Origin of the sequence: Microbulbifer mangrovi, assembly GCF_002009015.1 — a bacterium.
Taxonomy (GTDB): domain Bacteria; phylum Pseudomonadota; class Gammaproteobacteria; order Pseudomonadales; family Cellvibrionaceae; genus Microbulbifer; species Microbulbifer mangrovi.
Window position 1 is genome coordinate 1 of sequence record NZ_LZDE01000231.1, and the last position, 11676, is coordinate 11676.

The 11676-nt window shown below is 59.1% G+C and carries 12 protein-coding genes; 8 read left to right on the forward strand and 4 right to left on the reverse strand.

Annotated features, from left to right (window positions below; genetic code table 11):
• The first annotated feature begins 184 nt into the window (after positions 1-184).
• The 5 genes from B4U49_RS03265 (at position 185) to B4U49_RS03285 (ending at position 3544) form a co-directional block, all read left to right on the forward strand.
• A complete protein-coding gene (locus B4U49_RS03265; protein WP_078083144.1) occupies positions 185-1036 on the forward strand; it encodes a universal stress protein in 852 nt (283 codons plus the stop codon).
• Between the two features lie 56 nt (positions 1037-1092).
• Positions 1093-1587, forward strand: coding sequence for a YciI family protein (locus tag B4U49_RS03270; RefSeq protein ID WP_239692458.1), 495 nt, complete (start codon positions 1093-1095; stop codon positions 1585-1587).
• Positions 1588-1620: 33 nt separating this feature from the next.
• Complete coding sequence (locus tag B4U49_RS03275) at positions 1621-2037, forward strand: RipA family octameric membrane protein (protein ID WP_078083145.1); 417 nt, start codon at positions 1621-1623, stop codon at positions 2035-2037.
• A 105-nt stretch (positions 2038-2142) separates the two neighbouring features.
• Positions 2143-2517, forward strand: coding sequence for a VOC family protein (locus B4U49_RS03280; protein ID WP_078083146.1), 375 nt, complete (start codon positions 2143-2145; stop codon positions 2515-2517).
• 40 nt (positions 2518-2557) lie between these two features.
• Complete coding sequence (locus tag B4U49_RS03285) at positions 2558-3544, forward strand: TIGR00341 family protein (protein WP_078083147.1); 987 nt, start codon at positions 2558-2560, stop codon at positions 3542-3544.
• Here B4U49_RS03285 and B4U49_RS03290 read toward each other — a convergent pair.
• Positions 3531-4094 carry a PadR family transcriptional regulator gene (locus B4U49_RS03290; protein WP_078083148.1) on the reverse strand — a complete coding sequence of 188 codons (564 nt, stop codon included), beginning with the start codon at positions 4092-4094 and terminating at the stop codon, positions 3531-3533. The genes B4U49_RS03285 and B4U49_RS03290 overlap by 14 nt on opposite strands.
• A 320-nt stretch (positions 4095-4414) precedes the next feature.
• On the opposite strand from B4U49_RS03290, the gene alaE reads away from it, so the two are divergent.
• The 3 genes from alaE (at position 4415) to B4U49_RS03305 (ending at position 7268) form a co-directional block, all read left to right on the forward strand.
• A complete protein-coding gene (gene alaE, locus B4U49_RS03295; protein WP_078083149.1) occupies positions 4415-4987 on the forward strand; it encodes an L-alanine exporter AlaE in 573 nt (190 codons plus the stop codon).
• Between the two features lie 387 nt (positions 4988-5374).
• A complete protein-coding gene (locus tag B4U49_RS03300) occupies positions 5375-6805 on the forward strand; it encodes a hypothetical protein (protein WP_158078543.1) in 1431 nt (476 codons plus the stop codon).
• Positions 6806-6914: 109 nt separating this feature from the next.
• Positions 6915-7268 (forward strand): DUF4870 family protein, encoded by a 354-nt coding sequence (locus B4U49_RS03305; RefSeq protein WP_078083151.1) that lies wholly within the window; start codon positions 6915-6917, stop codon positions 7266-7268.
• Positions 7269-7398: 130 nt separating this feature from the next.
• Here B4U49_RS03305 and B4U49_RS03310 read toward each other — a convergent pair whose 3' ends face one another.
• The 3 genes from B4U49_RS03310 to B4U49_RS03320 form a co-directional block, all read right to left on the reverse strand.
• The gene (locus B4U49_RS03310; protein ID WP_078083152.1) at positions 7399-8658 is read right to left on the reverse strand and encodes a DUF945 family protein; all 1260 of its coding nucleotides are present in this window, start codon (positions 8656-8658) and stop codon (positions 7399-7401) included.
• 111 nt (positions 8659-8769) lie between these two features.
• Positions 8770-9690 (reverse strand): hydroxymethylglutaryl-CoA lyase, encoded by a 921-nt coding sequence (locus B4U49_RS03315; protein ID WP_078083153.1) that lies wholly within the window; start codon positions 9688-9690, stop codon positions 8770-8772.
• Between the two features lie 2 nt (positions 9691-9692).
• Positions 9693-11676: acetyl-CoA carboxylase biotin carboxylase subunit (locus B4U49_RS03320; protein WP_078083154.1), on the reverse strand; the 1984-nt coding region annotated here is incomplete at its 5' end.

The following is an 11676-nucleotide window of genomic DNA, read 5'->3' on the forward strand; positions in this document are numbered from 1 at the left end:
ACAGGGACGTATTCACAGCGGTTTCGAAAAGCCATACCCGGTGCTCTACCGCCACAGAGCGAAAACAATCTGTACCACAGACTAAAATTCACCACACTTGATCTGAAACCAAGACAAACCCAGAAGCTGGTGATTTAATTGTCCGAAAGGTAGTGAAATAATTTTCAGCAGCACCGGAGGCCGCATGCAGAATATTCTCGTCATCCTCGACAAGCCAAAACATGAACAGATCGCCCTGGAGCGCGCCCTTGAACTGGCGCAGAAGTCCGGTGCCAAGCTAAAACTGGTCAGTTTTGTGTACGAGCCCGTGGTGTCTATTCCAATGCTGTCCGGGTCGATTCTCAATATTACCGATCAGATCCAGAAAGAGCGTGGCCAGTGGCTGGATGCTCTACAAGAGGAATACAGCCTTCCAGAAGGTTCTAGCGCAGAAGTCATCTGGCATCACGATATTCCCTCATGGACCCTCGAATACCTCGCCGACAACCAGGTAGACCTGGTCGTGAAGACGGCCCAGAAACAATTCGGGCGCGGTGGCTTCGGCTCCATCGATTGGCGCCTGATTGAAAGCCTGCCCACACCGCTGTGGCTTGCCGTCAACACCCACTGGATCAAGCGCGATCGCATCGTCGCCGCACTGGACCCCGCCGTTGACAATGCCCTGCACGTCGAACTCAACCAGCGTGCACTCAAGCTCGGTGAACAATTCGGCAAACTTTTAGATGCCGACCTCGAAGCAGTGGCCTGTGTGCCCGCGCCAGGTGAAATCAAGGATCTGGACAAATTCCGCGAGCAGGCCGGCGCACTGCTACAAGCGGTCGACAAGGTCATAGCGGACAGTGGCGTTGCCTGCAAGCAAACCCATTTCGTCACCGGCAAGCCCGCCGCCGAGGTCAATCGCGTGGTAGACCGCAACAAGGCTCGCATGATCCTGGTGGGGCGCGGTGTACGCAAAGGACCAAAAGGTTTCCTGCTGGGCAATACCGCCGAGCGTATTTTGGGGCGCGCGAATACTGATATCCTGATCGTTCCCTGACATCGCCCCGCAATGCGAATCTGAGCAAACCCAGAAAAACACTTGCGAGAAAAATAATGAAAACCAAAATAACCCGCTACTCCCCGAGCCTGATTTTGATCCTGGGCATGCTGCTGATCGCTAGCAGTACCACTGCCAGCGAGGCTGGGGCGGCCGCCGACAGTGTCACCTACGATGCAGAGCTGGCAAACAGGCTGGGCGCGGATGATTACGGTATGCACCGGTATGTCATGGCGTTACTAAAGGCGGGTCCGAACCGGGATCGGGATGCAAAAGCGGCTGCGGAACTACAGCGTGCGCACATGGCAAATATCAGGCGCCTGGCCGATGAGGGCGTGCTGGTTCTCGCAGGGCCGTTCTTTGGCGGCAGCGAACTGCGTGGTATCTATGTTTTTGACGTGGATACTGTGGAAGAAGCACGCAAACTGGTCGAGAGTGATCCCGCGGTAAAAGCCGGTAGCCTGGTGATGGAGCTGCATCCTTGGTACGGTTCGGCCGCGGTGAAATCCATCAACGATGTCCATAAACGTATCGCCAAGCAAGCACCGTGATGCGGTACTTCCTGGAGGAGAAGGAATTCCAGAGTGAATGAACAGCAGTACCTCTGTGACCACTATCGCTTTAACGCCGAGCAGCGTCTCAAGGCATTCAACTTTTTTGTCGTGTTATCAATGTTCGCTGACGGTGGTGTATTTACTGCCGTGGAAAAAGGCTTCCATCCGCTGATTCTGGTTTTGCTGGGCGGGTTTGTGGTGATCGTCTCTGTAGTTTTTTGGGTGATGGACCTGCGCAGTCGGGCACTGTTGAATCTCGCTGTACCGGGTTTGCGGGCCGTCGAGCAGCAGCTGCCGGAAACCGCACGCGTCTTCAGTCGCGACCTGCACAGCCAGCACCGTTTTATCCGCTACACCTTTGCCATCCGCGCCCTGATCCTGGGGCAGTTTCTCTTCGGTACCGCCGTAGTCCTTTTTGGCGCGCTTTCCTTTTTCGAGGTGGTCTGACTCTTTCTTTACCGCGTTTTTCCTCGCCCTACCTTCCTGCGTCGGGCCTTCTATACTGATTTTCCGGAAACGGGATCGGGTTTTGTCGCGGCAGGGAGAGAGAACATGTTGGATCATATTGGACTGATCGTGCACGACTACCAGCGCAGCAAGGCATTTTACCAGGCGGCACTTGCGCCGCTTGGCTACGAACTGGTGTCGGAAATCTCAGGTTGGGCGGGTTTTGGCTGGGGCGGCAAGCCGCAGCTGTTGATCAAGGGCGGCTCCAGTACGGTTCCCAGCGTGCATATCGCCTTCAGCGCCGAGGACCGGGAAACGGTGCAGGCATTTTACGACGCCGCATTACAGGCCGGGGGGAAGGACAACGGTGCACCCGGTTTGCGCCCCGAATATCACGATCACTACTACGGCGCCTACGTATTGGACCCGGACGGACACAATATCGAAGTGGTGTGCCATATCCCCGCCGATGCCTTCTAGCCCTGTGCATCCAATGCCGGTGTTGTTGTAGGCGCACTTTATGAAACTCCTCGCTATCCTCGCCGATGCCAAAGATGCGGAGCGCATAGCCGCTATCGCAGAATCCTGTACCGCAGAAGAATTCCGCCTGGACGCCCATGTTCCCAGTGGGCACCAGAGCATGCGTATGCTGGTGAGTGACGACAAGGTGCAATCGGCGCTGGACATGCTCGCGCCTTTGGTGGAGAGCGTAGCCGGCGCGCGGGTGCTGGTGATACCGGTGGAGGTCTCGCTGCCCCAGCAGAGTGAGGAGGAGCGTAAGAAAGAAGATGCGGCGTTGGCTGCGCGTGAGGCGCTTTACGCGAGTGCGGAAAAAAGCGCACGGCTCGACCGGGACTACCTGGTGCTGGTGGTGCTTTCCACGCTGGTCGCCGCTATCGGGTTGCTGGAAGACAATGTGGCGGTCATTATCGGTGCCATGGTGATTGCGCCTCTGCTAGGGCCGAATATGGCATTCGGGCTGGGTACGGCCTTGGGGGACACGGCACTGATGCGCAGTGCGTTGGCTTCGTTGTCGGTAGGTGTGCTGGTTGCGGCCGGTATTTCGGTACTTATCGGACTGGTGTGGCCCTGGAATGCCTACAGCGAGGAGATACTGGCACGTACTAACGTAGGATGGGACTCCGTGGCTCTGGCGCTCGCCTCCGGTGCCGCGGCAGCGCTTTCCATGACGACGGGGTTGTCCAGTGTACTGGTGGGCGTGATGGTGGCGGTGGCCCTGCTGCCGCCGGCGGCCACTTTCGGCATGATGATCGGTGCGGGTAAGTGGCAGTTGGCCGCAGGGGCGGGGCTGCTGCTGGCTGTGAACGTGGTGTGCGTGAATCTGGCGTGCAAGCTGGTGTTTCTTTTGAAGGGCATTGAGCCGCGTACCTGGTGGCGAAAGAAATCGGCCCACCGCTCTATGAAAATCTATATCACGGTATGGGTGGTCACCCTGCTGTTACTTTCCCTGGCGATTCACCTGCGCAACCAATTCAATCTCCAGTAGTGGACGTGTCTCCTTCTATTCCTTCAAGTCGCTCTAGCAGTTGCTCTGCCCAGCGGATCCAGGTCTTCTCGGTTTCTATACCCAGCAGCAGTGGTTGATGGGCGAGCCACAGGCGTTGCTGCTGTTCCAATGGGCGGTTGTAGAAACGCGCGTTCTGCGCTTCGTAAGTGACCAGCAGGGCGCGGTGTTCCAGCAGATGGCGCTCCAATTCCTCGCGCAGTTGCGCCTTGCTTAGATGGTGAGCGGCAAACAGCTGGATCAGAAAGGGATCGCGGATCTTCTGTACCGCAGCGGGTTTCTCCGCCCAATCCGCCAGCGCGCGCCGGCCGGACTCGGTCAGGTGATAGACCTTCTTGTCCGGTCGCCCCTCCTGGGACTGCTCCGTGCAGTCCAGCAAACCCTCGCCCTGCAGTTTATGCAGCTCGCGGTACATCTGCTGGTGGCTGGCGCTCCAGAAGTGGCTGATGCTGCGCTCAAAACGGCGCTTAAGGTCGTATCCACTGCCGGGTTCGATATCCAGCAGGGTGAGTACGGCAAATCGCAATGACATGGCAGGCGCTTCAAACTTCCTCAAAGTCGATATGCACGAAGTTGCATAGCACGGGGCAGTGTAATGGCTTGTGGCCTGTGGAGCAGTAACTGTTTGGTGGAAGACGGGCGTTTCGGGGAATAGGATTGATCGATATGAGTGTATTAAATAGTCGTAAAATTTAGGATGGATATATAGATATAAATAAAAGTTTAACAGGATGGGCCTAGTAATTACGGATTTTGTGGATATAATCGCCGTCGCCGCCAAAAGCGGCTAAATAATGTCCAACAGAAACTCGACGGGTTACCCTCCTGTCGTATACCGGGTCAGATGTAACCATGTCTCCGCAATCCCTGTCACAGGCCACAGACGCCATCCCTGTTTCGCCACCGGTACTGGTGCTGGAAGATGAGCAGCCGGTCGAGACCAGCCAGTCTACCAATGCCCAGCTCAACGAGCGGCACAACCGTCGCACCCGCCGTGAGGAGTGGCTACTGGACGTGTTTGCCATGAACAGCTTTTCCTGGGCCATTGCGATCCCTATCGAATTGCTGCTGGCGGGGATGAGCTGGCGCGAGCATATCAAAGTTCGACTGCTGGCGGTGCTGTTCAACACGGTTATTGCACGGCCGTTCAGTATGTATCGCAACTGGGTGGTGTCGCGCTTTGGTCGCGGCGGTGGCCTGCACAACTATGCGGTGGATACATTTGTGTTCCTGAGCTTCCAGCTGCCCCTGTATACCCTCAATATGATCCTTGGGGGCGCATCTATGACGGAGATTGTCACTGCGTGTCTCACCTTCGTACTGATCGCCGGTGCCCTCGGCCGCCCCTACGGCATGTATCTGGATTGCCTGCGTCGACTGTGGCTTGGCAGGCGAGAGACTTCGGAGCGTGTTTCCGCGAGTTGATCCGAGCCCTGCCGCGTCGCTAGCGGCGGCGCGGCTTTTGCGAAATCCTCGTGATTGGTCTACTTTCAGATATCCGGCCGCCAGTCGGTTGGCGCTGCATACGCCGCCGCTGTGTGGCCGGAAAAGCGTGGATAATAAGATGCTCAGGCCATCCCCTGTCGCGAGGGGAATCTATGGCGTAAAATAGACTTGTGTGTGCACGCACTTTGCGTTAAAAGCGAAATGTTGAGTGACGTGTCCGCCAGATATAGAAAAACTGTTCCAAGCGTCACAAATGACAGTTAAGAGTCCAATATAACGGCACCAGGAATCGGTGTAATAACGTAGGGCTCACACCGGGTTGCAGGATTAACCCGTAATTTCATGTGGTTACAAGGATGAATGACCATGACCTACTGCCGTTCGGCGAGTAGCAGCTGTTCCAGTGCCAGCTCAAGTACACGCATAAACTCTGGAAGCGCTTTCTTTCGTCGCGCTGGTGTCCTCTACGCGACACTATTCTCTACCTGCCCCGCACTGGCGTTGGCGTTCCCCGGCGAGTCCCTCCTGATGGAAACCCGGTTGCCACTGGCCTGGATAATTCCCCTAGTGCTGATCGCGGTGGCCTGTAGCGCGCTGCTAATGCGCGCCCGGGCTCAGCTGCAGGCCACGGAAGAAGCGGCCGCAACCCGCATGGCGGACCTGCAGGCGGAGAATGCCAAGCTGTTCCGTCAGGTTCAGGCGCGGACGCATGAACTGATGGAGCGGGACAAGCAGCTGGACCAGGCACGAGTATCCGCGGAGCAGATACAGGAAGAGCACCGCGACTTTCTTTCCATCACCGGCCACCGTATGCGCCAGCCTCTGGAAACCCTGGTCAGCACCATGAGCCTGCTGGCCCGCGGCGGTGACGAAGAGGGCCGTCACCTCGCGGAGGCGGCGCTGGGGCAGTGCCGTACCTTGCGCAGCAATATCGAGGAGATTCAGCGTGCGGGCCAGGGCACTTCAGCGGAAGTGCCGGGCGCGAGCTCGCTGCGCAGCGCCCAGGGTGACGACGACAACCTGCGCGAGCTGCAGATTTTGCTGGTAGAGAACGACTCCCATCCGAGCCTGCGCACTCGCCTCGAAGCGTGTGGACACAAAGTCCGGCGAGAGACCAACGGTGTCGACGGGGCTGAAGCGGCGTTGAAGGGGAGTTTCGACCTGGTGCTGATGGATGTGCGCCTGCCGCTGATAGATGGGGTGGAAACTGCGCGCAAGATCCGCGGTGATTTTGCCAAAGATGGCCTGTTGATCTTCGGTATGCTGGATAGCGTGGGTAAAGATGATCGTAACCGCTATGCGGGCCGCGGCCTGAGTGGCGTATTGCCGTCGCAACCCAGCGACAGCCAGCTGCTGCAATTGTTGAGCTGGGTAGAACAGAAGACCCGCGGCAACAAACCGGCTAGTGGCAAACCCGCGCGCGCGGCTAAGGTGTTGAACTCTAGTACCCTGGAGCGCCAGCGGGATACCCTCGGCCATCTGGCCTTTGCGGAGCTGCTCGGCGATCGCGTTGCCAGTTTGCCCAAAAAAATCACCGCTTTTACCAGTTCACTGACCGGCCGACATTGGCTGGATGCGCAACATCAGGCGCAGGCGATCGCCGCCGAGGCGGAGAGCGTGGGCCTGGAAGTGGTCGCCAGTCGCCTCAAGGCGCTGTCGGCACGGTTATCCATCGACAGCGAGCGGGACTATTGCCGTCACCAGCGCACCGAGATCCTCGGCCTGATGCGCAGCTCGATACAGCAGTTGAAATCCTGGCGGGAGAAAAATGTACACACCGAGTGGGCTCTGAGATAAATACCGGGACTGCCGCGGCAGGATGCGGCAGAACGTTGTTATCGCCGGCGCGATTTGCGCATACACTATCGGCTGAATTTTTGAACGTCTTGAATGGAACCGCGAGCCCATGTCTGAGCAGTACCCCGCCCCCCAACAGGCCGAGCGTGAACGCTCGGCGCGCGATGTTGCCACCCTTGTATACCTGATCCAGGCCATCAGCCTGTTTACCGCGGTACCGTTTTTTGTCGGTGTGTTGATCAACTACGCCAAGCGCGGTGATGCGCGCGGCACCCTGGCAGAATCCCATTTCCGCTGGCAGATCCGCACCTTCTGGTACAGCCTGCTGTGGTTTGTGGTGGGCTGGGCAACAGTATGGATTCTGGTGGGCTTTGCCGTGTGGGGAATCAGCTGGGTGTGGATGGTCTACCGGGTGATTCGCGGCTGGCTGGCGCTGTCGGACAACCGCCCGGCTTACTCTTGAGGGCTGGCAGGAATGTCGGTGGAAAGTTAAACCAAACAGTTTGAGGTAGTACCGGTAAACGGTGAGAGAAGTTCGAGCGGCCTTTTGGCCGCTCTTTTTTTTGCCTGCGGAACAGTGATGGCGACGAGGTTCAGATGCTGCCCAGTAGTGCCAGCACGAACAGGTCCGCGGGCAGCATTTGGCCGTTGACCTCAAGGGTACCCTGTTCAAGTTGCAGGTGCATGGACAGTTCCCCGTTGCTCTCTTTCAAGAAACCGTACTGCTTCAGGGCACTGGCCTGCATGATTAGCGGAGACTGCATCAGCGCCTGTTCCGCGGCGGTAATATTGGCGCTGCCGTTCAGATGGTCGAGCCAGAACAGCCTGTCGTTCTGTACCTGCCGGTTTCTCGGCATTCCTTTCCAGTCCACATCCAGCTGCAGTTGCATGGGGCCATTGGCACTTTCGATATCCAGCTGCTGCTGTATTTTTAGCGGGCGGTCGAATATCTGGGGCCAGCTGCGCTGGGCTGCCGGGGTAAGGACTGCGGTGTACAGGTAGTGGTGCAGGTCGTCGTAGCTGATCGCCGGCAGGTTCATTTGCTGGGTCAGGGCGCTGGCCGGGGTGGAAGATTGAATCTCCGGCAACTGGATCTCGGTCTGTACGTGCAGGGTGCGGGCAGCTACCAGCTTGCCGGTGTAGTCGAACTCAACATCGCGCAGTTCCAGTGGGCCGGAATCGCTGTTGGTGCGCACCAGCGGAAATTTGGCGTGCAGGGTGCCGGCGCCACTGGGAGCCAACTCAAAGTTGCCTTTGGCGGATTCCACATACAGGGATTCGCGGTGGCCGTCCATGCGCACGAATTCGCCCAGCTCGAAGTGACTGTTTTGCTGATGTCCCTGGTAGTCGGTGACCCACTGGATACGTGCGCCGGCAAACTGGATCTGCCGATCGGCTTCGTTGCGGTCGATGGGCAGCAGGTGCAGGGTGTTGGTCACCCGGTTGTTGGTGCCTACGAGCGTTTCCAGGATGACCGGGGTGTTTTCGACATCGGTGTCGATGGGGCCATAGTAGGCTTCGAGCTGGCGCCGCAGGGCCGGTTCCAGTTCCTTGCCGGTCAGGCGGGTCTCACCGTAGATCACACCCACGCGCGGGCCGCTGCGGGTAAACAGCACCGGCCCGTGCCGGATATCGGTGTGGGTTTCCGAGGCGCCGTCCTTGCCCTTGAGTCGGGCCAGAGCCTCGGCGCCGAACCAGCCGCGCTGATAGCCGGTAAGCTCGATATTGGGCTGGTTGGCCAGCTGCTGCTGAAGAACTTCTTCGATCTTGGGGCCGATCAGTCCGGGGGCTGCGAGGGCCACCAGCAGCAACAGGGCAGAAAGGGCGATGAGGATAATACGTAAGGCTTTCATGCGGTCAAATTTCAGGCGTTTTGGGGCGAAGCGGCTGATGTTAGCAGATCGAGATGAATCCCGTGACCGCAATCTTATTTCGCCCCGATTGAACCGCGCGGGCTGCTGCGCTCAGTCCCCTTCGATCACCCCGCACTCGCCGGCGATGGCGCGGGCTACCTTGGAGCCGCTTTCGCGTCCCAGGGCACTGGAGATGAAGTTGCCCGCCTTTGCCAGCCGTCCCAGGTCTACACCGGTGTGGATCCCCAGCCCATCGAGCATGTACAGAACATCCTCGCTCGCCACATTGCCGGAAGCGCCGCGTGCGTAGGGGCAGCCACCGAGGCCAGCCACGGCGGAATCCACCACAGCAACACCGGCCTGCAAGGCGGCGTAGATGTTCGCCAGCGCCTGACCGTAGGTGTCGTGGAAGTGGACCGCGAGTTGCTTGAGTGGCACCTGCCTGGCCACGGTTTCTATCATGGCACGGGCTTTTTCCGGTGTGCCGACACCGATGGTGTCGCCCAGGCTGATCTCATAGCAGCCCATATCCAGCAGCGCGCGACTGACTTCCGCGACCTTTTGCGGCTTGATCTCACCTTCGTACGGGCAGCCGAGCACGCAGGACACATAGCCGCGCACCGGGATGCCGTCGGCGCGAGCCTGTTCCGCCAGTGGGCGGAAGCGCTCGAGGCTCTCCTCGATGGAGCAGTTGATATTCTTGCGGGTAAAGCTTTCGGAAGCCGCCCCAAACACCGCTACCTCGTCTGCCTTGGCATCGCGCGCGCGCTCGTAGCCCACCATATTGGGGGTGAGCGCGCTGTATGTGACACCAGGGCGGCGCTGGATACCCGCGAGTACTTCCTCGCTGGCGGCCATCTGCGGCACCCATTTGGGGCTGACGAAACTTCCGGCTTCGATCACCTGCAATCCCGTTTCACTGAGTAGGTCGATCAGCTGCACCCGGGTCTCCACGGAGATGGGTTGCTTTTCATTCTGCAGACCATCGCGGGGGCCGACTTCAACAATCTTGACGCGTTCTGGCAGTGTCATATTCAGGCCTCTGCGTTTTCGGCAGTGAAATCAACCAGCAGACTGCCGCCATCCACCAGTTCCCCGGCCGCGCACAGATATTGGATGACGGTACCGTCTTTGGGCGCGCGCAGGGTGTGTTCCATTTTCATGGCTTCCATCACCAGCAGGGGTTGATCCTTGCTGACGGCTTCCCCGGGCTCTGCGAGCAGCGCGACAATGGTGCCATTCATCGGCGCCTCGAGGCCGTGCCCCGCTTCGCTGGCTTCGCCGGTATCCGGTGGCAGTATGCGGAAATCCACCTGTTCACCGCTGACAAATACGGTTCCTTCGTGATCCTGAGCCACGCTGGTGTAACTCACGCGGCGTCCATCGAGAATGGCTACGTTGTGTCCGTGCGGGCAAACCACGTTGCCGTATTGGGCATCCACGGCGACATCGCAGCGCCACTGCAGGTTTTCATCACTGCCACTAAAGTGTATTTCGATTTCGCGACCGTGCACTTCGACCTTCTGACTGCGCCACAGGGTGAGCCCGTTGCGCCAGTTACTGCCACTGTGCCAGGGCGAGAAGGGATCCGCCTTGGGCGCACTGCGGTGTTGTGCGCGGGTTTCCCGAAGGTGCAGGAAGGTGGCGATAGCGGCACATTGCTGGGCGCGCAGTTGCTGTTCCTGTTGCAGGATTTCCTGTTCGTGGTCTTCGATAAAGTGCGTAGTGACGCGACCGTTTACAAAAGCGGTGTGGTTGATCACCCGGCGCAGGAATTCGATATTGTGTCGCAGTCCGGCAATCTGGTACTGCTGCAGTGCACGGTCCAGTTTGACCAGGGCTTCGCGCCGGTTGCGCCCGTGCACGATCAGCTTTGAAATCATCGGGTCGTAGTGGACGCTGATTTCATCACCGGTCTGCACGCCGGTATCCACGCGCACGGCGCTGTCTTCCCGCGGCGGGTGGTGACGCAACAGCTTGCCGGTTGCGGGAAGGAAGTCGTTATCCGGGTCTTCCGCATAAATCCGCACTTCAAAGGCGTGGCCGACAATATGCAGGTCGTCCTGCGCCAGTGGCAGAGGATCTCCCGCGCCCACTGCGAGCTGCCAGGCCACCAGGTCCTGACCGGTGATCATTTCGGTGACCGGATGCTCTACCTGCAGGCGGGTATTCATTTCCATGAAGTAGAAAGCGCCGCTGGCATCGAGCAGGAATTCGACGGTGCCGGCGCCTACATAGCCGATGGCGTGGGCAGCGCGCAGTGCAGCTTCGCCCATCTTTTTACGGGTTTCTGCGGGCAGGCCGGGTGCCGGTGCTTCTTCGACGACTTTCTGGTGGCGGCGCTGCACAGAGCAGTCCCGCTCGAACAGGTAGACGCCGTTGCCTTGCTTGTCACAGAACACCTGGATTTCCACATGGCGCGGGTTAACCACGTAGCGTTCGATCAGCATGAGGTCGTCGCTGAAGGCGTTTTGCGCTTCGCGCTTGGCAGCGTCCAGGGCTGCGTGGAATTCGTCGGCCTTGTCGACGCGGCGCATGCCTTTACCGCCACCACCGGCGGCGGCCTTCAGCAGGACGGGGTAGCCGATACGGTTGGCGTGGCCTTCCAGAATACCGGGGTCCTGGTTGGTGCCGTGGTAGCCCGGTACCAGAGGCACGTTGGCGTCTTCCATGATCCGCTTGGCGGCGGATTTGGAGCCCATGGCTTCGATGGCGGCGGCGGGTGGGCCGACGAAGATGATGCCGGCTTCTTCGCAGGCGCGACAGAAGTGGGCATTCTCGGACAGGAATCCGTAGCCGGGGTGGATGGCGTCTGCGCCGGTTTGTTTGGCGGCGGCGAGGACTTTGTCGATGTCCAGGTAGGATTCCCGGGCCGGTGCGGGGCCGAGGTGTACGGCTTCGTCGGCCTGCTGGACGTGCAGGGCATTGGCGTCTGCATCTGAGTAAACCGCTACGGTGGCGACGCCGAGGCGACGTGCGGTGCGGATAATACGACAGGCAATTTCGCCGCGGTTGGCG